The 22804-nt window shown below is 71.5% G+C and carries 23 protein-coding genes; 13 read left to right on the top strand and 10 right to left on the bottom strand.

Annotated features, from left to right (window positions below):
- Positions 1-16: 16 nt before the first annotated feature.
- Positions 17-184, top strand: coding sequence for a hypothetical protein (locus tag ABZ385_RS01625; RefSeq protein ID WP_358588855.1), 168 nt, complete (start codon positions 17-19; stop codon positions 182-184).
- Positions 185-471: 287 nt separating this feature from the next.
- Here the strand turns inward: ABZ385_RS01625 and ABZ385_RS01630 are convergent, their stop codons facing one another.
- Positions 472-1074, bottom strand: coding sequence for a DinB family protein (locus ABZ385_RS01630; protein WP_358588852.1), 603 nt, complete (start codon positions 1072-1074; stop codon positions 472-474).
- A gap of 14 nt (positions 1075-1088) precedes the next feature.
- Positions 1089-1238, bottom strand: coding sequence for a hypothetical protein (locus tag ABZ385_RS01635; protein ID WP_358909061.1), 150 nt, complete (start codon positions 1236-1238; stop codon positions 1089-1091).
- Between the two features lie 226 nt (positions 1239-1464).
- Here ABZ385_RS01635 and ABZ385_RS01640 point away from each other — a divergent pair, with 226 nt between their 5' ends.
- Together ABZ385_RS01640 and ABZ385_RS01645 are read left to right on the top strand one after the other, a co-directional pair.
- A complete protein-coding gene (locus tag ABZ385_RS01640; protein ID WP_358909063.1) occupies positions 1465-2649 on the top strand; it encodes an anhydro-N-acetylmuramic acid kinase in 1185 nt (394 codons plus the stop codon).
- A 276-nt stretch (positions 2650-2925) separates the two neighbouring features.
- Entirely contained in the window at positions 2926-3867 is a 942-nt protein-coding gene (locus tag ABZ385_RS01645; RefSeq protein ID WP_358909065.1) for a DUF2510 domain-containing protein, read from the top strand.
- Positions 3868-4026: 159 nt separating this feature from the next.
- Here ABZ385_RS01645 and ABZ385_RS01650 read toward each other — a convergent pair whose 3' ends face one another.
- Positions 4027-4611: a TetR/AcrR family transcriptional regulator gene (locus tag ABZ385_RS01650; protein WP_358588845.1), complete on the bottom strand. Its 585-nt coding sequence runs from the start codon at positions 4609-4611 to the stop codon at positions 4027-4029.
- Positions 4612-4814: 203 nt separating this feature from the next.
- On the opposite strand from ABZ385_RS01650, the gene ABZ385_RS01655 reads away from it, so the two are divergent.
- Positions 4815-5678, top strand: coding sequence for a phosphatase PAP2 family protein (locus ABZ385_RS01655; protein ID WP_358909303.1), 864 nt, complete (start codon positions 4815-4817; stop codon positions 5676-5678).
- Positions 5675-6589 (top strand): DMT family transporter, encoded by a 915-nt coding sequence (locus tag ABZ385_RS01660; protein ID WP_358909067.1) that lies wholly within the window; start codon positions 5675-5677, stop codon positions 6587-6589. The genes ABZ385_RS01655 and ABZ385_RS01660 overlap by 4 nt, the downstream gene beginning before the upstream one ends.
- 151 nt (positions 6590-6740) lie before the next feature.
- On the opposite strand, the gene ABZ385_RS01665 is transcribed toward ABZ385_RS01660, so the two are convergent.
- Positions 6741-7649, bottom strand: coding sequence for a phospholipid scramblase-related protein (locus tag ABZ385_RS01665; protein WP_358586554.1), 909 nt, complete (start codon positions 7647-7649; stop codon positions 6741-6743).
- Positions 7650-7991: 342 nt separating this feature from the next.
- A complete protein-coding gene (locus ABZ385_RS01670) occupies positions 7992-8291 on the bottom strand; it encodes a hypothetical protein (RefSeq protein WP_358586552.1) in 300 nt (99 codons plus the stop codon).
- A gap of 78 nt (positions 8292-8369) precedes the next feature.
- Between ABZ385_RS01670 and ABZ385_RS01675 the strand changes: the two genes are divergently transcribed.
- Genes ABZ385_RS01675 through ABZ385_RS01690 form a run of 4 tightly spaced genes read left to right on the top strand, consistent with a single transcriptional unit; the run spans position 8370 to position 11876 of the window.
- Positions 8370-8789, top strand: coding sequence for a hypothetical protein (locus tag ABZ385_RS01675; protein ID WP_358586550.1), 420 nt, complete (start codon positions 8370-8372; stop codon positions 8787-8789).
- Positions 8786-10132, top strand: coding sequence for an amino acid permease (locus ABZ385_RS01680; RefSeq protein WP_358909069.1), 1347 nt, complete (start codon positions 8786-8788; stop codon positions 10130-10132). The genes ABZ385_RS01675 and ABZ385_RS01680 overlap by 4 nt, the downstream gene beginning before the upstream one ends.
- Positions 10129-11115, top strand: a complete 987-nt coding sequence (locus ABZ385_RS01685; protein WP_358909071.1) for an ornithine carbamoyltransferase — start codon at positions 10129-10131, stop codon at positions 11113-11115. Before ABZ385_RS01680 ends, ABZ385_RS01685 begins: the two co-directional genes overlap by 4 nt.
- On the top strand, positions 11112-11876 hold the full coding sequence (locus tag ABZ385_RS01690) for an SDR family NAD(P)-dependent oxidoreductase (protein ID WP_358909073.1): 765 nt from the start codon (positions 11112-11114) through the stop codon (positions 11874-11876). Before ABZ385_RS01685 ends, ABZ385_RS01690 begins: the two co-directional genes overlap by 4 nt.
- Positions 11877-12006: 130 nt before the next feature.
- On the opposite strand, the gene ABZ385_RS01695 is transcribed toward ABZ385_RS01690, so the two are convergent.
- On the bottom strand, positions 12007-14064 hold the full coding sequence (locus ABZ385_RS01695; RefSeq protein ID WP_358909075.1) for a phosphocholine-specific phospholipase C: 2058 nt from the start codon (positions 14062-14064) through the stop codon (positions 12007-12009).
- Between the two features lie 272 nt (positions 14065-14336).
- Here ABZ385_RS01695 and ABZ385_RS01700 point away from each other — a divergent pair, with 272 nt between their 5' ends.
- Together ABZ385_RS01700 and ABZ385_RS01705 are read left to right on the top strand one after the other, a co-directional pair.
- Complete coding sequence (locus tag ABZ385_RS01700; protein ID WP_358909077.1) at positions 14337-15542, top strand: serine hydrolase domain-containing protein; 1206 nt, start codon at positions 14337-14339, stop codon at positions 15540-15542.
- Positions 15543-15607: 65 nt separating this feature from the next.
- Entirely contained in the window at positions 15608-16108 is a 501-nt protein-coding gene (locus ABZ385_RS01705) for an FBP domain-containing protein (RefSeq protein WP_358699746.1), read from the top strand.
- Positions 16109-16117: 9 nt separating this feature from the next.
- On the opposite strand, the gene ABZ385_RS01710 is transcribed toward ABZ385_RS01705, so the two are convergent.
- A complete protein-coding gene (locus tag ABZ385_RS01710; protein ID WP_358586536.1) occupies positions 16118-16507 on the bottom strand; it encodes a (2Fe-2S) ferredoxin domain-containing protein in 390 nt (129 codons plus the stop codon).
- Positions 16504-17880: a 6-phospho-beta-glucosidase gene (locus ABZ385_RS01715; RefSeq protein ID WP_358909079.1), complete on the bottom strand. Its 1377-nt coding sequence runs from the start codon at positions 17878-17880 to the stop codon at positions 16504-16506. Before ABZ385_RS01715 ends, ABZ385_RS01710 begins: the two co-directional genes overlap by 4 nt.
- A gap of 95 nt (positions 17881-17975) precedes the next feature.
- Between ABZ385_RS01715 and ABZ385_RS01720 the strand changes: the two genes are divergently transcribed.
- Both ABZ385_RS01720 and ABZ385_RS01725 read left to right on the top strand, forming a co-directional pair.
- On the top strand, positions 17976-18836 hold the full coding sequence (locus ABZ385_RS01720; RefSeq protein ID WP_358909080.1) for a hypothetical protein: 861 nt from the start codon (positions 17976-17978) through the stop codon (positions 18834-18836).
- A gap of 70 nt (positions 18837-18906) precedes the next feature.
- On the top strand, positions 18907-20205 hold the full coding sequence (locus ABZ385_RS01725) for an MFS transporter (protein WP_358909082.1): 1299 nt from the start codon (positions 18907-18909) through the stop codon (positions 20203-20205).
- Between the two features lie 16 nt (positions 20206-20221).
- On the opposite strand, the gene ABZ385_RS01730 is transcribed toward ABZ385_RS01725, so the two are convergent.
- Positions 20222-21073: a metallophosphoesterase gene (locus tag ABZ385_RS01730; protein WP_358909304.1), complete on the bottom strand. Its 852-nt coding sequence runs from the start codon at positions 21071-21073 to the stop codon at positions 20222-20224.
- Between the two features lie 29 nt (positions 21074-21102).
- Complete coding sequence (locus ABZ385_RS01735; RefSeq protein ID WP_358909083.1) at positions 21103-22749, bottom strand: cytochrome bc complex cytochrome b subunit; 1647 nt, start codon at positions 22747-22749, stop codon at positions 21103-21105.
- Positions 22750-22804: the final 55 nt, after the last annotated feature.

The raw sequence follows: 22804 nt of genomic DNA on the forward strand, positions 1-22804 counted from the left end.
CGTGCTGGAACAGGTCATGCAAGAGCTGCCTGCCCGACCCCGCGTGGAGCTGAAACGGCAAGTGGCCTCCCTGGACGCCGCATACCTCGGGCGCACCCTGCCCGATCCCTTCGCCCATCAGCGGCAGTGGCGCTCTGACCTGTGGTGGCGTCGCCGGCTCGCCGACGGAGAGGAGGGCGGATGACGGCCTTCTACCCCACTCCGCCACAGTGAAATGATCACAGCGTGGGTGGGGTGATCACGGCGTCGCAGCCGTCCTGGATGGCCCCCGTTCTCCGGGCTGAGCCCGCGCGCCTTTGGAAGCTGATGACGGCTCTGCGGCGCCAGGGCGCAGGCGCAGGCTGAGTCTCTGTGAGCCCGACCCGTAAAAGCCCGCGTCAACTGGACGAAGCGCCTGCCACTTCAATGAGCTGTCCCGCACCGGGACACCCCCAGCGCGAGCGAAGGTGACCCGCTCGTGGGCCCAAGCGGCTATGGCGAGGTCAACTGCTGGTCCTTCTCGGCGGCAGCTTTGGCGGCTCGCTCAATGTTCGTCCGGTGAGCTTCCCAGAAGGCCGCGTCGTGCTGTGGAGTCGCGTACTGGGCTGCCGTCCCGGTCGAGTTGTCGAGCTGTTCACGCAGGATGTCGGCGTGTCCAGCGTGCCGGCTGGTCTCGGTGAGTACGTGGATCAAGATGTTGAACAGCTTGACGTCGGGGCGTGGCCACCAGGGGACGTGGCCGGGGGAGTCGATCGGGAGGGCGGTGATCGTCGCGTCTGAGTGCTCCCATACGCGGCGGTAACGGTCGATGATCTCTCTGCGTGTCTCGTGCTCCGTTGCCCACATGTCGGCACCGCGCTCAGCGGCGTTGTCCCACCGGGCCAGAACTTCGGGGAACGGTCGGCCGAAGGCTTCGCCGAAGTACCTGGACTCCCAGAGCGACAAGTGCTTGACCAGGCCGAGAAGGTTGGTACCGGTCGCGGTCAGCGGGCGACGGATGTCGTACTCACTGAGCCCCTCGAGCTTCCAAAGGATGGCCTTGCGTATCTCTCGCAGATCGTTGTGCAGGTAGTCCTTCGCGAAGTCAGGAGTCATGGGGCACGAGCCTGTCATGCGCCATTGACGAGCTCAACCTTCGACCAGCCGGAGGAAGAAAGCTCCTGGGGCGCGTCGACGGCAGCGAAGCGCAGGTCCGCCGCGCCCGACGTCCGAGCGGCCGAGCGGCCGAGCGGGCGAGCGGGCGAGCGGGCGAGCGCCATGCGTCCGGGACCTCGGGGACGTCCGCGTGAAACGGCGCTCCGCAACGACTTCGCGCCGGAAGCGCACCCCCGTGCACCACCCCGCGCGCACGGCCCCGCCGGGCCAGGCACCGCCGTGAAAGCAGCCCAGCGCCCCGCCGCCGCTTTCGTGGAAGACGCGGCACCCCCCTCCCCCGGGATGCGATGATCAAGGTCCATGGTGAGCCGACCGAGAAGGAGGCCCCACGTGCGCGTGATCGGGCTCATGTCAGGGACCTCGTACGACGCGATCGACGCCGCGGCCGCCGATCTGACCCTCGACGGGGACCGGCTGACGCTCACCCCCCTCGGGCTGATCACCCGCGGCTACGACGAAGGGCTGCGCGCCTCGCTCGCCGCCGCGCTGCCGCCCGCGCCCACCACGCTCGCCGACATCTGCCGCCTGGACACCGCCATCGGCCGCGCCTTCGCCGCCGCCGCCGTCGAAGCCGACCGCGAACTGTGCGACGGGCAGGCGCGGTTGGTCGCCTCGCACGGCCAGACCGTCTACCACTGGGTGGAGGACGGGCAGGCGCACGGCACCCTGCAGATCGGGCAGCCCGCGTGGATCGCCGAGGCGACGGGGCTGCCCGTGGTCGCCGACTTCCGCCCGCGCGACATCGCCGCGGGCGGCCAGGGCGCGCCCCTGGTGAGCCTCGTCGACCGGATGTGGCTGCGCGACCGCCCCGGCACCCCCGCCGCGCTGAACCTCGGCGGCATCGCCAACATCACCGCCGCCGACGGCACGGCCTTCGACACGGGCCCCGCCAACGCCCTGGTCGACGCCGTGGTCGCCGAGGCGACGGGCGACCGCCTCACCTATGACCTGGACGGGGAGATCGCTCTGCGCGGCACCGTCCACCAGGACCTCTTGGACCGCCTCCTCGCCGAGCCGTACTACGCCCGTCCGGCGCCCAAGACGACCGGCAAGGAACTGTTCCATCTGCCGTACCTGCGTACGGCGTTGAAGGGGTACGAGGCGCTGCCCACCGAGGACGTCGTCGCCACGCTCACCCGGCTCACCGCCCGTACGGTCGCCGACGCCGTGCGCTCGGTGCGGGCCTCGGAGGTCGTCGCCTCGGGCGGCGGGACCCGCAATCCCGCCCTGATGGCCTTCCTGCGGGCGGAGTTGGGCGTCGGCGTGCCGGTGCGCACCTCGGACGAGCTGGGTCTGCCGGCCGCGGCGAAGGAGGCGTACGCCTTCGCCGTCCTCGGCTTCCTGACGCTGCACGGCCTGCCGGGGACGGTCCCGGCGAGCACGGGAGCCCGCCACGCGAGCGTGCTGGGCTCGATCACCCCGGGCCGGCGCGGCACGCCGTGGCCTGAAACGGTCCCGGAGAAGGCGGCCCCGACGCGGTTGGTCGTCGACGGACATGGGGGCGGAACACGGTAGGCGGCCGCCTCCCCGGCCCGAGCCACGCCGAGGTTATGGGCGTCGTGCGGCCGGCTGATGCGGACCGGATGGCCCTCCCATCCGATGGTGGCGATGACGATGCCCGCGTCCCCGCTGAGCGAGACGCTGCGGGCCCCGCCTGCCGCCCGCCGAGGTCGGTGCCCACGACGGATGGCGGGCGGCGCGATCACCGCCCTCAAGCAGCGCAGCATCGACGCCGCCTTTCGACCGGCCCCTCTCATGCCCCTTTCACGCGGGGCTCATACTCTGGCGCCCATGACGCAGATGACTCCCCCAGGCTGGTACCCCGACCCCGGCCAGACCGCCGGCGGTCCTCCCACCGAGCGCTGGTGGGACGGGAACGTGTGGACGGAGCAGGTGCGCGCCGCCCAGAACGCGCACGCCTATCCGACTCAGCCGGCCTTCCCGGCGTATCCAGGGCAGCCCCCCGCGCCGCGGCGAGGCCTGCGCGTGGCGATAGCCGTCGGCGTGGTGCTGGTCGTCCTCGCCGGGATAGGCGGCGGCGTGTACGCGCTGACCTCCGGTGACGACGACGGCGACGGCGGTGGCTCCGCGGCGCGGAAGCCGTCGACCGGCGCCCCCGAGGAGCCCGGCAAGCCCGGGGCGACGCAGACCCCCGAGGGCCCCGGGGCGCCGAGCGCGCCGGGCCAGGAGAAGGGCTTCGCGAGCGACCCCGTCAGCGGCATCAAGATACCGGTGCCGGACGGCTGGACGGGCGGCACCACCGAGCGCGGCGCCGCCGTGCAGACCGCCCCGCTCCCCTGTCCCGGGAACGCCGAGGAGCAGTGCACCCGCGGCAGCGCGTACTCCCAGACCGCCGAGCGCCTGCACCTCGACGGCAAGACGCCCGAGGCGGTCGCCAAGGCGGACATCAAGAGCAACGCCAACGAAGGGTACGGCGGCAAGACCTACGGCCGGATCACCTCGCACAAGGTCCTGGCGTCCGAGTCGATCACCGTGGCGGGCCAGAAGGGCTACTACGTCCGCTGGAAGGCCGTCACGGAGAAGAGCGACGACGGCTACGTCGAATCGCTCGCCTTCCCCTCCCCCGCCGACAAGTCGAAGCTCGTCGTCATCCGCATGGGCATCGACGTCAACCCCAAGGCCCCCTCGCCGTCCGTCATGGACCAGATCGCCAAGGGCATCAAGGCCGGTCCCACCGGTGAGGGCGGAGCGGGAGCCGGACAGGAGGTCTGAGCGCGGTCCGCGGCCCGGCGCACGGACCCAAAGGGCCGGGCGGGGTTCCTCGCCGCTCACGAGGAACCCCGTCCGGCCCGGGGGTGCGCGCCGCCCCCGTCCCCACGGTGCGGCGCGGGCAGGCCCGAGTCCCGTCATCCCACGGACTCGGGCCCACGATCAGGTGAGGCCGAGCGCGGGCAGCACGCAGGCCTCGACGAACCGGCTCAGATACTCCTCGTCGGCGTGGGCGCCCTCGATGATGGGCCGCGCCCGCAGCACGCCGAACAGCTGCACCGTGAGGAACTCCACCGCCGGGTGGCCCTCGGCGATCTCGCCGCGCTCGACGCCGCGCCGGATGATCGCGTCCATGGCCTGGAGCTCCGGTTCGACCAGGGTCTCGCGCAGCACCCGGCGCAGGTCCACGTCCTGCAGGACCGCGTGGCTGAGCGCCTGGACCAGCATCGTGTCCCGCCCCGACTGCTCCCCCGCGGCGCGGGCCGCCTCGCGCAGGTCGCCGGCGAGGCTGCCGGTGTCGATGCCCGCGAAGCGCACGCAGCGGTTGGCGCGCAGGGCCGCCGCGACGAACTGCGGCTTGGTCTTCCACTGGCGGTAGAGCGTGGACTTGCTGCACCGGGTGCGGGCGGCCACGCCCTCCATGGTCAGCGCCTCATAGCCGCACTCGCGGAGCTGGTCGAGGACGGCGTCGTAGAACTCCTGCTCACGCTCGGGCGTGATCTTCGAGCGACTCGACGTCGACGTCATGACTCTTCCCCTCGGTACGGCGGCCGGTCCGGCTGGAACGACCCTCATCGATACGCCAGTGTACCGGTACGTCGACGTATCGGTACACTGGCGTATCGATGAGCGGGGCGATCCCCCGCTCGGCACCGCACTACCCAGTCATCACGCAAAGGGGCCGGGGGATGGAATCCCGAACCGAGCCTGCCGAACGGGAGCCGGACAGCATGGTCCGGACGCCGGACACACACGTCCGGAAGCCGGACACATCTGCCCGACCGCCCCTCGTCCGCGAGCTCCTCCTCGTCGCAGGACTCTTTCTCGTCTACAAATTCGGCAGGCAGCTCGCCAACGGCCACACCGGCGAGGCGTTCCGCAACGCGCACCGCGTGTGGGACGCCGAGCGGGCCCTGCGCCTGCCCGGTGAGGGCGGCGTGCAGGACGCGCTGCTGAGCAGCGAGACGCTGATCCACGTCGCGAACACCTACTACGCGACCGTGCACTTCCCGGCCACGCTGCTCTTCCTGGTCTGGCTCTACGCGCGCCGCCCCCGGCACTACGTCTGGACCCGGCGGGTCCTTGCCGCGCTGACCGCGGCCGCGCTCGTGCTGCACCTCGGCTTCCCGCTCGCGCCGCCCCGGATGCTGGCCGCCGCGCACCTCATGGACACCGCGCAGGTCTACGGGCCTTCGGTGTACGCCGCCAAGCCCGCGACGGACACCATGGCCAACCAGTTCGCGGCCATGCCCTCCCTGCACTTCGGGTGGGCGCTGATGCTCGCCATCGGCATGATCGTCGCGACGTCGACGCGGTGGCGCTGGCTGTGGCTGCTGCACCCGCTGCTGACGCTCCTCGTGATCGTCGGCACCGCGAACCACTACTGGCTCGACGCGATCGCCGCGAGCGCCCTGCTCGGCGTGGCCCTCGCGGTGATCCGGCTGCCGCGCCCGACTCCGTCGCTCGTCGTACGGCGTTCCGGGGCCCGGCCCGCAGCAGATCCCCGGCCGGGCTCTGTCACCCCACCCGCCGCACCCGCCGCACCCGCCGCACCCGCCGCACCCGCGCTGACCGTCTCGGGGGTCCACCGATGAGCGCCACCCTCGTCGCCGTCGTCCTCTCCCTCGTCTCGGCGGGCGCCTACGCCGCCGCGGCCGTGGCCCAGGAGCGGCTCGCCTCCCGGGTCGCCGAGGGGGAGAGCGGCGCGCTGCGGATGCTCGCGAGCGGCGTCTGGTGGTCCTCGGTCGGGCTCAACGCGGCCGCCGCCCTGCTGCACGTGGCCGCGTTGAAGTACGGGCCGCTCACCCTGGTCCAGCCGCTGGGGGCGCTCACCCTGGTCGCCGCCGTGCCCCTCGGCGCGCGGCTCGCCGGACGCCGGGTCACCCGCCTGGAGTGGCGCGGCACCGGCCTCACGCTGATGGGCCTCGGCGCGCTGCTCCTGACCGCTTCGGGTCCGGCGCCGGACGACACCCTCACGGTGCCCGAGGCGCTGGTCGTGTCGGCCGCCACCATGGCGGTCATCGGGTTGCTCTCACGCCCGGGGGCCCGGCCGGGACTGCGGCACGCGACCGCGTCCGGTTTCGCCTCCGGCGTCGCCTCGGCGCTCACGCAGACCGTGACGGTCGCCGTGACCGACCGCTCGGGCCCGCTGCTCAGCCCGCAGGTGATCGTCGTGGCGCTGCTGGTCGCCGCCTTCGCCGCCGGCGGGCTGCTGCTCTCGCAGACCGCCTACCGGGGCGGCCTCGGCGCGCCGCTCGCCGTGGTGACCCTGTCCAACCCGCTGGCGGCCTCCGTCATCGGCGTCGCGCTGCTGGGCGAGCGGCTGCGGGGCGGGGCCGGCGGGCTCCTGCTCGCGGTGGCGGGCGCGGCGGTGGCGGCGTACGGGGTCCTGGTGCTCACCCGCTCCCCGCGGCTGCCCGGGGACGAACCGGCGACACCCGACTACCTGCCGTCGATCCCCTCGCCGGCCGTGGAACCGGCGGCGCTGCGGCTGTCCCGGCCCTGACGAGGTCGTACGGACGCCGGAACGGCGTCGTACGGACGCGGGAACGGCGTCGTACGGACGCGGGAACGGCGTCGGCCGCACCCCCTGGTGAGGGTGCGGCCGACGCCGTTCTCGTTCATCGGCCCGGCGGCCGAGCAGCCGAGCGGCCGGGTCACCCGAAGCCGCGGGCGTCCTGCTTGAGGGCCGTGTCGACCGTCAGGGCCGTCGCCACCACGAGGCTCAGGAGCGGCTCGGGCAGCTGGTAGTGGATCTGCAGGACGTAGTTGTCCGCGGTGGTGAACATGGTCTTGGCGAGACCTTCCCAGGTCTTCGTGATCCGGGCGACCTCGTTGTCCGCGTGGTCGACGATCGCGAAGTTCCAGGCGCGCCAGTTCTCCGCCTTGATGGCGCCGACCCGCTGGCCGTTGACCATCATCGCGAAGTTGATCTTGCCGATCATGTTCTGCTGGACGATCTCGCCGATCGGCTGCCCGTCCGCGCGCTCGACGATCACCCGTGACTTCATGAACTTCGCCGGGCGGGTCAGCAGCATCTGCGGCCGGCCGTGCGCGTCGCGGATCTCCAGCTTGTGGGTCATGTACTGGTCGAGGCTGGAGACGAAGCGCGCGACCTTCTTCAGCGTGCTCTGGCCCACCTGCACGACCGTGCCGAGCGTGTTGCCCGACTGGTCCATGACGCTGTACTCGTTGGTCAGCTCGATGAGCTTGGCCTTCTGGTTCACCACCAGAACCGGCTCCGTGAACAGCGTGCCGCCGCCCTGTGCGGACGGCGCGACGCCGGCCTGGTGCTGGACCTGGCGCTGCACCTTCGCGGGGTCGGCGGCAGGGGGCGCCACCGGCGCGGCCTGCGGCTGGGCCGGCGCGTGGCCGAACTGGCCCTGCGGCCCGCCGAACTGACCCTGCGGGGCCTGCGGGGCCTGCGGGGCCTGCGGCTGCTGCGGTACCTGCTGGGCCGGGTTGGTGTGCTGGGTCCACTGGGAGCCGTCCCACCAGCGGAGCTGCTGGGGGTCGCCCTGGGGGTCCGGGTACCAGCCTGCAGGAGTGTTCGAATGCGTTGTCACCCGGGTGACCCTACCCTCAGGCCACCGGATGCCCACCAGTCCCTCGCGCGGGGCCGGCGCCTCGATCCGGCCCGCCGCCCGCGGATCGGGCGGGCCGGACAGGCGGCCGGATTAACCGGACCGCCGAGCATGACAAAAAGAATCACTGCGTCAAGAACAAGGCCACAACAGTCCTGCCGAATCATGTAAATCGGATCGTCATATCCCGGGTGATCTGTACAGCGAAGCGCACCTGACTTCCCCGCCGGCTGGCTGGAACACATCCCTTTCTTTGGCACCCACACAGTGACCGGGTAGGCTTCCGTCTTTGAAATAGGCCGAAGTGAGCACACCTCCTGCCGACTACGTGGGGAGCTGGTCATGCGACCGGACGAGCGGATCGGGGGCCTCGTTCAGTCCCTCTCGGAACACCTGGTCAGGAATGTCGAGGAACACCGCCTGGAGGGTGCGCGCCGCGATTTCCTCCAGCGCGGATTCACCACACTGCCCTTCCTCGCGCCCGACCGTGTCAAAACAGCGATTGCGGACGAAATCGAAAGCCTCGTAGCGGAGCACGGCGTTCGCCGTGGAATCAGCTTCAAGGAGACCGGACATACGCCCCGGCACATGCGCAATGTCCGCCACAAGGAAATCAGCGACCACGGATCCGTCATTCCGGCGGTGTATTCCTCCCCGGATCTCCTCAGAGCTCTGGGCAGAGTCGCCGGTGAGCCGGTGCTCATGTGCCCCTACGAGCCGGAGCGGTACGTGATCACCGAGCTGGAGCGGTCCGGTGACACGCACGGCTGGCACTGGGACGACTACAGCTTCGCGCTCGTCTGGGTGGTCGACTGCCCGCCCGCGGAGCACGGCGGATTCGTCCAGTGCGTGCCGCGCACGTACTGGAACAAGCAGGACCCGCAAGTGCACCGGCAGTTCCTCAGGCAGCCCATCCACTCCTTCGAACTGCGGCCGGGCGACCTCTACCTGATGCGCACCGACACCACCCTGCACCGTGTCTATCCCCTGAGCCGCGGCCGTCGGCTCATCATCAACATGGGCTTCGCCTCCCATGCCGATCTGCACAAACAGATCAGTCACGAGACCATGGACGGGCTCTGGCGCGGCTCGCGCGAGGAACAGGCGGAACAGACCGTATGACGTCTGCCGGGGGGACTCCCGCACCAGGCCACGAGCCCCCTCAACTGCCGCGGCAGCTGACCACATCGGGGCTCGTCGTCCACTACATCACCTCCGTGATGGGCGCGGGCGTGCTGCTCATTCCCGCGCTCGCCTGGGCCGAGGCGGGACCGCTGTCCCTGGTCGCGTGGGGGCTGCTGATCCTCTACAGCTACCCCTTCGCCCTGATCTTCGCGAAGCTCTCCGTACGGCATCCCACGAGCAAGGGCGTCGCCCAGTTCGTGGAAGCGGCCTTCGGTGCGCGGGCGGGCCGGATCGCCGCCGTCTTCCTGCTCATCACCCTGCTCGCCGGCAATCCCGTGCTGGGACTCGCCGCGGGCCGCTATCTGCTCTCAGCCGTCGACCCCAGCGCCTCGAACCGGGCGGCGCTGCTCGCGGGCGCGGCCGTCATCGTGTTCTGCGTGGCCCTCAACCTCTGGGGGATCAAGGTGAGTACGCGCGCCCAGATGGTGGTTCTCGGCGCCGTGGTGCTGTTGCTGGCCGTCGTCATCTGCCTGGCGCTGCCCAAGGGGGACTACACGCGCCTCACGCCGTTCGCACCGCACGGCTGGAGCGCTCTCGGCACCACGTTGCTCATCTGCTTCTTCGGATTCATCGGCTGGGAGAACGCCGCGCCGGTGGCCGAGGAGGTACGGGACCCCGAACGCACCTTTCCCCAAGGCATTCTCTACGCCGTCAGCTGTGTGGGGCTCCTGTACTTCGCGATGGCCTTCACCGTCTCGGTGGCGCTGCCCGCATCGCCCGCGGGCGACTCCGGCGGGTCGGGGCAGTCGGATCTGACGGCATTCGTGCGGCTCCTCCAGGTGGCCACCGGGACCGGCCTGCGGAGCAGCGGATTCCTCGTCGCCGGGGTTCTGCTGCTGCTCACCACCAACGCCTGGTGCCTGGGCACCTCGCGCCTCGTCTTCGCCCTGGCCCGCGACGGCCTCCTGCCCGCCAAGCTGAGCAGGCTCACCGCCCGGGGCCGGATCCCGACGCGCGCCATTCTCGCGCTCCTGCCGGGCTACGCGGTGTCGGTCGTCGTCCTCCTCGTCACCGACTCCAGTGAGACCGCCCTCATCAAGGCGTCGTCGGCCACCTACCTGCTCATCTTCCTGATGGCCTTCTTCTCCGCGGCCAGACTGCTGCCCCGGGGCGGCACCGCCCGGCTGAATCTGGCGGTCATCGCGGCCACCGTCGCCATGCTGCCGTTCTTCGGCGTCAGTCTCGTCATCGCGCTGGCGATGCTGCTGCTCTCCGTCATCGCCGAGCGGTGCCTGCGCAAGCGCGTCACCCCACCCACCGAGACAGGAGTCCTCACATGAGTGTGCGACACATCCTGCGCATACAGGACCTCTCCGCCAAGGAGATGTGCTCCCTGCTCGACCTCGCCGAAGCGATGAAACGCGGCGACGACACACGTGCCCACCTGGCGGGCCGCTGCATCGGGCTCCTCTTCAACGTGCCCTCCACCAGAACCAGGGTCTCCTTCCAGGTCGCCGCCTCCCAACTCGGTGCGCACAGCTACCCGTACGGGGTGGAGGAACTGCGGCTCGCCAACCGCGAGTCGATCGAGGACACCATCGGCGTCCTCAACCGCTATCTCGACGCGCTCGTGGTCCGCTGGTACGACATGGACGACTACGGCGCGGGCCACCGCCGGCTGCGCGCGATGACCGAGCGCGCGACGATCCCCGTCATCAACGCGCTGGACGACGAGGAGCACCCCTGCCAGGTGCTCGCCGACCTCATGACGCTGCGCGAGCTGTACGGGGAGCGGGTACCGGCCAAACGGGTCGTGTACGCCTGGTCCTACTCGCCGCGGCAGAAGACCCCCGGGGTGCTGCACTCCTCGATGATGGCCGCGGCCGTGCTCGGGCACCGCATCACCGTCGCGCACCCCCCGGGCTTCGCGCCGGAGGAGCGTGTGACCCGGGCCGCCCGGTCCGTCGCCGCCCGTACCGGTGCGAGCATCGAGCTCACCCACGATCTGGAGGGGGCCGTCCAGGACTGTGCGGCGGTGTACACCCTGAGCTGGAAGTCCCCGACGCTCGTCGGCCAGGAGGAGATCCAGGCGAGGACCCGGCTCGCGGACCGGTGGCGGATCACCGCACCGCTGATGCGGCGGGCCGCCGACGGGGCGGTGTTCCTCGACTGCATGCCCACCAATCGGGGCGAGGAGGTCGACGCCGAGGTGAAGGACGGCCCGTGGTCGAAGATCTTCCAGCAGGCCGAGAACCGACTCCACACCCAGAAGGCGCTGCTCACCCAGTTGTTCGACGGCACGCTCCAGGGCGGCCCGCGATGACGGCGGCAAACCGCGGCACGCGGGTGGCCCTGGTCACCGGGGGCGGCGGGGGCATCGGCGGCGCCGTCGCGCGGCGGCTCGCGGACGACGGCGTGCACGTCGCGGTCGTCGACCGGGACCACGAGGCCGAGGCGGTGGCCGGGCGCATCCGGGAGGCGGGCGGGCGCGCCGAGTCGTTCCGGTGCGACCTGGCCGCGGAGAGCGAGGTGTCGGCCCTGGTCGAGGAGGTCACCGGCCGCCTCGGCACCATCACCGACGTGTGCTGTGTCGCGGGCAGCATCCGGCGCGGCACGGTGCCGGAGCTGTCCCTGGCGGAATGGCACAGGTCGTTCGCGGACAACGTGGACTCCGTCTTCCTGGTGTGCCGGGCGGTGCTGCCCCTCATGGAGCGGGCCGGGCAGGGCCGCATCGTCACCGTGGCCTCCGGATGGGGGCTGCGCGCCGGAAAGAAGGCCGCGGCGTACTGCGCGGCCAAGGCCGGTGTGGTGATGCTGACGCAGGCCATGGCGCTGGACCACAGCCCCGTCGGCATCAGGGTCAACTGCGTCGCCCCGGGCGACACCCGTACGCCGATGCTCGCCCGGGAGGCGCGTCAACTCGGCCAGTCCGACGCCGAGTTCCTCGCCGAGGCCGCCGACCGGCCGCTGGGCAGGATCGGCACGCCGGAGGACATAGCCGCCGCGGTGGCCTTCCTCGCCGGGCCCGACGCCGACTTCATCACCGGCACCGTGCTGAGCGTCGACGGCGGGGGCGGCGTCTGAGACGTCGGGGGCCACGGAGAAGAGGGGACACCGGCCGCTCCGGGAACGTCTGCGGTACCGTCGCCGCGGGAGTCCCGGCTGTCGCCCGCCGAGGCCCCCGCTCGTCGCCCCTCCGCGCCCCCGGCGCCGGTCAGACGGTGATGATCGCCGGGTCGCTCACGCCCGCCGCGCCGGTCTCCACGTGGCCCGCGAGCCTGCGCAGGAAGCCCGTGTCGGCGTCGGACTTCACGGTCAGGTCGTACCAGCGCCTGCTCGCCCGCAGGTCGACGGTGTGCGACACGGTGGCGCCGGCCTTGACCTTGAAGGTCTGCGGGGTGCCGCCGTAGGCGTTGGTCAGCGTGAGGTTCACATCCGTGCCGCCCGCGTTCCGCAGGGTCAGCCTGATGTTGCCGGTCGTCCCGTCGTGCCGGGCGGCGACCTCCGGGCCCGCCTTCTTGCCGGGGCCCTTGAAGGTGCGCAGGAAGCCGTTCGGACCGAACACCGACAGGTCGTACGAGCCGCCGGAGTACGCGGAGTTCCAGGTGTCGGAGAGCGTCTTGCCCGCTTCCGTGGTGTACGTCCAGGGGCCGTCGGTGCGGTTGGCCGAGCGGACGTGGAAGCACACGCCCGCCTTGTCGCCGCCGCCGAACGTCAGCGTGAACTTGCCGGCGGCCGCGTCCGCGCTGCCGTCGACCAGCGGGGCGTACGGCAGCGCGCGGGCGGGGCGCGTGCCCCGCTCCTGCTTGGGCAGGGCCGGGTTCGCGGGCGCCTTCGGCACGTAGTCGGGGTGGCGCTTGTCGTCCGGCGGCTCGTAGGCGGCGGTGTCGGGCAGCCGCGCCGGGCCGGTGTCCTTGCCGCTGAAGTCGAACGCGGAGGTCAGGTCGCCGCAGATCGCGCGGCGCCAGGGCGAGATGTTGGGCTCCTTGACGCCGAAGCGCCGCTCCATGAACCGGATGATCGACGTGTGGTCGAAGACCTCGGAGTTCACGAAGCCGCCGGTGCTCCACGGCGAGACGACGATCATCGGGACGCGCTGGCCGAGGCCGTAGTGGCCGGCCGCGTAGGAGGCGTTGCCGGGGAAGTAGTCGAGCGTCGTGTCGACGGTGGACCTGCCCTGGGCCGCGTCCTTGGGGACGTACGGCGGGACGATGTGGTCGAAGTAGCCGTCGTTCTCGTCGTAGGTGACGAACAGCGCCGTCTTGGCCCACACGTCGGGGTTGGAGGTGAGCGCGTCGAGGACCTGGGCGATGTACCAGGCGCCGTAGTTCACCGGCCAGTTGGGGTGCTCGGTGAACGCCTCGGGGCAGGCGATGTAGGAGACCTGCGGGAGCCGGTCGGCCCGCACGTCGGCCGCGAGGATGTCGAAGTACCCGTCGCCCGCCTTGGCGTTGGTGCCGGTGCGGGCCTTGTCGTGGAGCGGGTCGCCGGGCTTGGCGTTGCGGAACTTGTTGAAGTACAGCAGGGAGTTGTCGCCGTAGTTGCCGCGGTAGGCGTCGTCGATCCAGCCCCAGTGCCCGGCCGCGTCCAGGCCGTCGCCGATGTCCTGGTAGACCTTCCAGGAGATGCCCGCCTGCTCCAGGCGCTCGGCGTACGTCGTCCAGTCGTAGCCCGCCTCCTGGTTGCCGAGGACCGGGCCGCCGCCCTTGCCGTCGTTGCCGACATGGCCGGTGAGCAGGTAGTAGCGGTTGGGGTCGGTGGCGCCCATGAACGAGCAGTGGTAGTCGTCACAGATGGTGAACGCGTCGGCGAGGGCGTAGTGGAAGGGGATGTCCTCCCGCTTGAGATACGCCATGGTCCGCTCGGACTTCGCCGGGACCCACTGGTCGTACCTGCCGTTGTTGAACGCCTTGTGGCCGCCGGCCCAGTCGTGGTCGAGGCCCGCGATGAACTGCATGCCGAGGTTCTCGGCGGTCGGGTGGAAGGGCAGGACCTCCCTGCTGCCGTTCGGCTGGTTCCAGACCGGCTTGCCGTTCGGCAGGGTCACCGGGCGCGGGTCGCCGAAGCCCCGTACGCCCTTCATCGTGCCGAAGTAGTGGTCGAAGGACCGGTTCTCCTGCATCAGCACCACGACGTGCTCGACGTCCTTCAGGGTGCCGGTGACGCGCCTGGCGGGCAGGGACGCGGCGCGGGCGATGCTCTGGTCGAGCATGGCGTAGGCCGCGGTGCCGCCGGCCAGCTGCAGGAAACGGCGCCTCTTGAGTTCAGGCATGTGTATGTCGACCTCGTGTGGTGTGGGGGACGCGAGCGGGGGTGCAGTGTGTCAAGGGGAGCAAGCGATACGGAAGGGCTGGTGTCCGCCGGGTGAAGAGAAGTCCAATCTCTGGTCGGCGATGCACAAGTCCCTCGCTTGGAGGGCACGGAACCCCCACGGGCGCGGCACCGGACCGTTTCTGTGCCGATCGCCCCCGTTGACGGGGTAGGTGCCGTGGGCAACCATGCGGGCGCAGGGGAAAATTCGTCGCATCACCTCGGGGAGAGCCCATGACTGTGCGCGTCCACGGCACCTGTGCGCCCGGCTTCGAGCGCGTGCGCGAGGAGTTCGAGCGGAACTTCACCGAGCGCGGCGAGCTGGGCGCGGCCGTCGCGGTCACGGTCGACGGCGCGTTCGTGCTGGACCTGTGGGCCGGTGACGCCGACCGGAGCGGCACGCGCCCCTGGGAGCGCGACACGCTGGTGAACGTGTACTCGACGACCAAGGGCATGACGGCCCTGTGCGCCCATCTCCTGGTGGAGCGCGGCGAGTTGGACCTGGACGCCCCGGTCGCGCGGTACTGGCCGCAGTTCGCCCGGGCGGGCAAGGCGGACCTGCCGGTGCGGTGGCTGCTGAGCCACCGCGCCGGCTTGATCGCGCCCGGCGAGCCGCTGGGGCCGGGCGCGGTGTACGACTGGGAGAAGGTCACCGACGCGCTGGCCGCCACCACGCCCTGGTGGCGCCCGGGCACCGCGCAGGGCTATCACGCCGTGACGTTCGGCTTCCTGGTCGGTGAGGTGGTGCGGCGGATCACCGGGGTCACGCTCGGCGCCTTCCTGCGCTCCGAGGTGACCGGGCCGCTGGACGCCGACGTCTTCGTCGGCACACCGCCGGGCGAGCACGGGCGGTGCGCGGACATGGCGCCGCCGGTCACGGGCACGGACGACGCCCCCTCGCGCGGGGCGTTCGCCCGGATCCCCGACCCCCCGGTGAGCGGGCTCGGCGAAGCGCCCACGGCCCCGCTCACGCTGGCCTTCGGCTATCTGCCGCTCGGCGACGTGAACGGCGCCGCCTACCGGAGCGCCGAGATCCCCGCGGCCAACGGCCACGCCACCGCGCGCGGCCTTGCCGCCGTCTACCGGGAGTTGGCGTGCGGGCGCCTGCTCGGCGCCGACACGGTGGAGCGGCTGCGCACGTCGCAGAGCGGCGCCGACGAACCGGACCTGGTGCTGCGCGCGGGCACGCCGCTCGCCGGGACGTGGTCGTGGGGCCTCGGCTTCATGCTCAACCTGTACGGGCAGGCCGGCCCGAACCCGCGCGCGTTCGGGCACGGCGGCGCGGGCGGGTCGTACGCCTTCGCCGACCCGGAGAACCGCGTCTCGTACGCGTACGCGATGAACCGCATGGGCGTCGGCACGTCCGGCGAGGACCTGCGCAGCGCGCACCTGGTCGGCGCGCTGTACAAGGCGCTGGGGGCGGGTGGCGGGGGCGAGTGAAGCGTCGGGGCCGGGCGGGGGAAAATGACAGGACGGTTCCGTTTGTCCGTTGATACCTTCCGATCATGGAACCCGTCAGTGAAAAAGAGATCCGCTCGTCCTTCGTGAACTGTTCGAAGGGCGAGGCGAACCGGCTCACGCTGCCGACGGGCTACGCCGAGACCCCCTGGTCCGACCTGGACTTCCTGGGCTGGCGCGACCCCAAGGCCCCTGAGCGCGGCTATGTGGTGACGCGCCGGGAGGGCAAGCCCGTCGGCATCGCGCTGCGTGCCTCGACCGGGCCGCGCAAGAGCCTGCTGAAGTCCAGCATCTGCTCGGTGTGCGTGACACCGCAGGCCGGTTCGGGCATCACGCTGCTGGTGGCCCCGAAGGCCGGCGCGGCGGGCCGCGAGGGCAACTCGGTCGGCCTGTACATCTGCGCGGACCTCGCCTGCTCCCTGTACGTGCGCGGCAAGAAGGTCACGGCGCTCGCCCGCCGCTTCGAGGAGAGCCTCTCGCTCGAGGAGCAGAACGCCAGGACCCTGCGGAACCTGCACGGCTTCCTCGACCAGGTCCTCGCGGGCTGAGGGCCCTGCCTACCCGGCGCGCGGGTCCACCAGCTGGAGGGCGAGGGTCGGGGAGGGCTCCGCGAGCCCCGGTCCGCCCGCCTCGGCCCAGGCGAGTATCTGCTCCAGGGACTCGTCGTCCGTGACGAACCCGACCCAGGCCGCCCGGCCGCCTCGCCTGCGTCCCTCGTACGAGGGCTGGACGACGACGATGTTGGCCTGGCCGCACGGCCCGAGGCAGTCGCTCGTGCGCACCGCGAACCGGCCGCGGGAGGCCGCCGCGGCGGACCGCAGCCGCTCCAGCTGCCAGGCGTGGTCGATGCCGGGGTTCTTGCGGGCGTCGCCGCAGCAGCAGCCCCGGCACACGACGAGGGTGCAGGGGCGGCGGGCTGCGGCACCGATGGAGACGACGGGACTCATCCCGTGATCATCTCAGGCCCGTCCGGCGTCCGGCGGCCCAGGTAGGCGAGCTGGGGGTGCGCCTGGCGGTAGCCGTCCACCAGGCGCCGGGCGACCGTCACGGAGTCGACGAGCGGATGCAGGGCGAACGCCTTGACGGCCGTGGCGAGCGAGCCGCTGTCCGCCGCGGCGAGCACCTCGCGCTCGACGGCCTTGACGGCGCACACCAGCCCGGTGGCGTGGCCGGGCAGCGGGGCGACGGCCATCGGGTGGGCGCCGTTGGCGTCGACGGAGCACGGCACCTCGATGACGGCGTCGGCGTCCAGGGCGGCGAGGGTGGTGCCGTTGCGGACGTTGAGGATGAGCGTCGCCCGCTCGTCCCGCGCGATGGCCCGCATCAGCGCGAGCGCGACCTTCTCGTACCCGCCGGACTCCAGGTCCTCCTCGGCGCGCTCCCCCACGCCCGCCGCCTCCCTGTTCTCCGCCATGTACGCCGCCTCGCGCTCGGCGAGCGTGTCGTGCCACGCCTTGAGGGCGGGGGTGCCGGGGTGCCTCATCTCGGCGTAGAAACGCCCCTGTTGGCCGTGGAGGAAGACGCCGCGCGTCTGCCGCGCCTGCTGGTAGGCGCGCACGGTGTCGCGGTTGAAGTAGTAGTAGTGCAGGTACTCGTTGGGGATCGCGCCGAGGGACTGGAGCCAGTCGGCGCCGAACAGCCGGCCCTGTTCGAAGGAGACGAGGAGTTCGGGGTCGGCGAGCAGGCGCGGCAGCTCGTCGCGGCCCGCGACGCGCAGCCCGCGCAGCCAGCCGAGGTGGTTGAGGCCCACGTAGTCGATGAAGGCCTCGTCGGGATCGTGGCCGAGGACCTGCGCGACCCGGCGGCCGAGGCCCACCGGGGAGTCGCAGATGCCGATGACGCGGTCGCCGAGATGGCGCGCCATGGCCTCGGTGACCAGGCCGGCGGGGTTGGTGAAGTTGATGACCCAGGCGTCCGGGGCGAGCCGGGCGACGCGCCGCGCGATGTCCACGGCCACCGGCACCGTGCGCAGTCCGTACGCGATGCCGCCCGCGCCGACCGTCTCCTGGCCGAGTACGCCCTCGGCCAGGGCGACGCGTTCGTCGGCGGCCCGTCCCTCCAGACCGCCGACGCGGATGGCGGAGAAGACGAAGTCGGCGCCCCGCAGCGCCTCGTCCAGGTCGGTGGTCGCGGTGACGGCGGGCGCGCCGGGGATGTCCGCGGCCTGCTCGGCGAGGACGCGGGCGATGGCGTCGAGCCGCGCCGCGTCGAGGTCGTGCAGGACGACGTCCGTGACCCGGCCCTCGGCCCGGTCGCCGAGGAGGGCGCGGTACACGAGCGGCACCCGGAACCCGCCCCCGCCGAGAATCGCGAGCTTCATGTCGTCAACCACCTTCTGTCGGACCGTTATCACCGGGACTCACGTTACGTACGATGGCGCGGCAGCGTTCCGACCCCCCACCGAGGAGTGCCCCGATGACCCTGTGGAAGGCATCGACCGCCCTGTCCTGTGCCGCCGTGCTGGCGGTGACGACGGGCGGCGCCGCGTCGGGGGCATCCGCCTCGCCCGGCGACTGGCAGGCGTCGGGCACCTCGTACGTCAACTCCCTGACCGGCGGCCAGGGTCTCGCGAGCCGCGCGGACGGCACTCTGCTGTACCGGGGGCTCGGCTCGGTGCCGCTGGATCTGCGCGTCAAGGGCTGGGGGCACATAGGCGACCCCGACATCGCGGAGGGGCACACCTTCGACGCCTACCAGGGCGGTGACGGCGCGACGTCGAAGATGTTCGCGGTGACCACGCCCGGCGGGAAACGGCACGTGTACGAGCATCGCCTGGACGCGGGCGAGAAACTCAACAACTCCTTCGCCGCCGTCTCGCCTGACTCGCGCTGGCTGGTGTCCGGCGAGTGGGGCGACCAGAGCCGCCTCCAGGTCTTCCCCGCGCCGCTGCTCAATCCCGCGACGCCGCCGACGGGCGGGGCCCTGTCGCAGGCCGGGCAGATCACGCTGGACAAGCCCGTGCGCGACATCCAGGGCTGTGACTTCGTGGCCGCCAGGCGGCTGGTGTGCGCCTCCGACGACGCGTCGAAGGAGCTGTTCCCCGAGGAGCGGCCCGTGCTCCAGGTCGAGCTGGACCGCGCCCTCGACGGGCAGCCGGTGACCGGCCGCGTCTCCGTCCTCTTCGCGTCCCCGCGGCGCAGCGTCTGCTCCGGTTCGTTCGAGACGGAGGGCGTGGACTACGACGCGGCGCGCCGCACCCTGCGGGTCCAGGTGGTGCCCCCGGCGCCGTGCCTGGTGACCACGGCGGTGTACGCGTACAAGCCGACGACGGGCTGAGATCGGGAGGCCGTGTCCGCCAGGCGGACACCACGTGTGGGGCGCCGCCGCACCGGGGAAAGTCGTGATCATGACACAGCACGTCCCGCAGGTGACCGACGCCTCCCCCGCCCCCGAGCGGCGCCCGATACGGCAGTTGCTCGCCGCTTCGGTGGGCAACGCCGTGGAGTGGTACGACTGGTACGCCTACACCTTCCTCGCCACGTACATCGCCGGCCAGATCTTCCCCAAGGGCTCGGGGAACTCCCTCGTGCCGCTGCTCTCCACGTTCGCCGTCTTCGCCGTCGGCTTCTTCATGCGGCCCGTGGGCGGCCTGCTCATGGGCGCCGTCGCCGACCGGCGCGGCCGGCGCGCCGCGCTGACCGTCACCATCCTGCTGATGGGCGGCAGCAGTCTGCTGGTCGCCCTCACCCCGACCTACGCGGCGGCGGGCGTCCTCGCTCCGGTGGTGCTCGTCGTCGCGCGGCTGCTCCAGGGCCTGTCGGTGGGCGGGGAGTTCGCCGCGTCGACGACGTTCCTCGTGGAGTCGGCGGGCCCGGGGCGGCGCGGGCTGTTCTCCAGCTTCCAGTACGTCTCCACGACCGTGGGGCAGTTGACCGCGTCGGGCGTCGCGGCCCTGCTGGTCGCCACGCTCTCCGAGGGGCAGATGGACGGTTGGGGCTGGCGGCTGCCGTTCCTCGTCGGGGCGTTGCTCAGCCTGGTCGGCTTCTGGATCCGGCAGGGGGCGCGGGAGACGCACATCGCGCCGGCCGCACGGGGTGAGCGGCCCGGGCTCTTCGACGCGCTGCGCCACCATCCGCGCCAGTCGCTGCTGATCTGCGGCATCACGGCGGGCGGCACCCTCGCCTACTACACCTGGACGTCCTACCTGCCGACGTACGCCGAGCTGAACACCGGCATCGGCAAGAGCGGCGCGCTGCTCGCGGGCACCCTCTCGCTGGCGTTCTTCGCCCTGCTCCAGCCGGTCGGCGGGCTGCTGTCCGACCGGGTCGGCCGCCGGCCGCTCCTGCTGTTCTTCGGCGTCGGGTTCGCCGTCCTCAGCGTGCCGCTGCTCAAGGCCCTGACCGGGTCGTTCGTCTCGCTGCTGCTCGTGCAGTGCGCGGGGATGGTGCTGCTCACCGGTTTCACGTCGATCTCGGCGGCGGTGAACGCGGAGGTCTTCCCGGCGCGGGTGCGGGCCGCCGGGATCGGCTTCCCGTACTCGCTCACCGTCGCGCTGTTCGGCGGCACGGCCCCGTACGTGGGGACCCTGTTCAAGGAGATCGGCTCCCCCGGGCTGTTCCCCGGGTACGTGGCCGTGCTCTGCCTGGTGTCGTCGGCGGTGTACATGCGGTTGCCGGAGACGGCGCACCGCGAGCTGGCGCGGTGACCCGGCGCGGCCCCGCTCAGCCCTCCTGCGGCGCCGGCAGGATCTGGCGCAGGTGCGGGTCGGGGTGGAAGCTGCGGCGCCACTCGCGGGGGTAGCCGACGGACGCCTCCACGTGCGGGACGCCGTCGTGCCAGGTGGTGCGCGGGATGTGCAGATGGCCGTAGACGACGGCCGCCGCGTCGTACTTCACGTGCCAGTCGGCGCTCAGCTCGGTGCCGCACCACAGGGCGAACTCGGGGTAGCGCAGGATCCGGGTGGGTTCGCGCAGCAGCGGCCAGTGGTTGATGAGGACGGTGGGCAGGCCGGCGGGCCGTTCGGCGAGGCGTTCCTCGGTGAGCTTGACGCGGGCGCGGGACCAGTCGTCGCGGGTGGCGTAGGGGTCGGGGTGCAGGAAGTACTCGTCGGTGCAGACGACGCCCGCCTCGTGGGCGACCGCGAGCGCCTCTTCCTTGGTGTGCGTCCCCTCGGGGCGGAAGCTGTAGTCGTAGAGGAGGAACAGCGGGGCGACGGTGACCGGGCCGCCCGCGCCGCGCCACACCGGGTAGGGGTCCTCGGGGGTGGCCACGCCCAGCTCGCGGCAGAGCGCGACGAGGTGCTGGTAGCGCTCCTCGCCGCGCAGTTGGACCGGGTCGTCCTTGGGCGTCCACAGTTCGTGGTTGCCGGGCGACCAGATCACCTTGGCGAACCGCCCGGCGAGCGTGCGCAGCGTCCAGTCGATGTCGGCGACCCGCTCGGCGACGTCACCGGCGACGATCAGCCAGTCGTCGTCCGTGTGCGGCCGGATGGTCTCGACGTATTTCCTGTTCTCGGCGTACGCCACGTGCAGGTCGCTGATCGCCAGCAGCTTGGGAGTGCTCTCGAATGCCATCACCGTGCGAGGCTAACCGAGTTGTCCCGTCAGTGGTGATCACCCTCGCCCCGCTGGATCGCCAGGTACTCCTCCGTCGTCGGCTTCGGCACCTGCGCCTTGGGGCCGTACATGGCGTGGGAGAGGCGTGAGCGCAGCCGTTCGGAGCGGGAGACCTTGCGTACCACGCCGCCCGCGTCGACCAGGGGTCCGATCTCGTAGGGCCGGGGCTGTTCGTGCGCGGTCAGGCGGTACAGCTCCCCCTGGGGCAGCGGCTCGTGGATCTCGACGTACTCGCCGTGCGGCAGGCGCTTGATGGTGCCGGTCTCGCGGCCGTGCAGCACCTTGTCGCGGTCCCGGTGCTGCAGGCCGAGGCAGATGCGGTGGGTGATGAGGTACGCGAGGACGGGCGCCACGAAGAAGGCGATCCGCACGGACCACGTGATGACGTTGATGGAGAGGTGGAAGTGCGTGGCGACGACGTCGTTGCCGCCGCCGATCAGGAGCACGAAGTACAGCGTCAGCCAGGCGACGCCGAGACCGGTGCGCACCGGGGTGTTGCGGGGGCGGTCCGCGATGTGGTGCTCCCGCCTGTCGCCGGTGACCCACGCCTCGACGAACGGGTAGACGGCGATGGCCATCATGATCAGCGGGAAGAGCGAGAAGGGGATGAGGACACCGAGGGCGAGGGTGTGCCCCCAGACGTTGATCTCCCAACTCGGCATGACCCGGATCAGGCCCTCGGAGAAGCCGAGGTACCAGTCGGGCTGGGCGCCGGTGGAGACCACGTCGGGGCGGTAGGGGCCGATCGCCCAGACGGGGTTGATGGAGGCGACCGCGCCCATGATCGCCAGTACGCCGAAGACGAGGAAGAAGAAGCCGCCCGCCTTGGCGATGTAGATGGGCAGGAACGGCGCCCCGACCACGTTCTTCTCGGTCTTGCCCGGCCCGGCGAACTGCGTGTGCTTGTGGTGGAAGACGAGGATCAGGTGCGCGACGACCAGGCCGAGCATGATGCCCGGCAGCAGCAGGATGTGGATCGGGTAGAACCGCGCCACGATGTCCTCGCCGGGGAACTCCCCGCCGAACAGGAAGAAGTCGAGGTACGTCCCGACCACCGGGACGGAGAGGATCGCGCCGTGCGCGAAGCGCACACCGGTGCCCGAGAGCATGTCGTCGGGCAGTGAGTACCCGGTGAGCCCCGTGATGATGGCGAGCATCAACAGCGTCCAGCCGAAGAGCCAGTTGACCTCGCGGGGCTTGCGGAAGGCGCCGGTGAAGAACACCCGCATCATGTGCACGAACATGCCGGCGATGAAGACGATCGCCGCCCAGTGGTGGATCTGCCGGATCAGCAGACCGCCGCGCACCTCCAGGCTGATCTCCAGCGTCGACTCGAACGCCCGCGACACCTGTAGACCCTTGAGCGGTACGTAGGGTCCGTCGTAGGTGACCTCGGCCATGCTCGGTTCGAAGAACAGGGTCAGATAGGTGCCGGTGAGGATGAGGATCAGAAAGCTGTAGAGGCAGATCTCACCGAACATGAACGACCAGTGGTCGGGGAAGATCTTGCGCATCTGGGTCCTGGCCAGGGTGTTGATGCCCAGGCGCCCGTCCGCCCAGTCGGCCACCCGTTCACCTCTGCCGGGCCGTGCGGGTCGTCCTCGCGTGCCGGTGCGCTCGGTGTTTCCACTCATGCGACTCCCCTTCAGGCGGCTACCAGAGTAGGTCCCCCACAGGACGGATCCAACA

The organism is Streptomyces sp. NPDC005898 (genome assembly GCF_040629635.1).
Classification (GTDB): domain Bacteria; phylum Actinomycetota; class Actinomycetes; order Streptomycetales; family Streptomycetaceae; genus Streptomyces.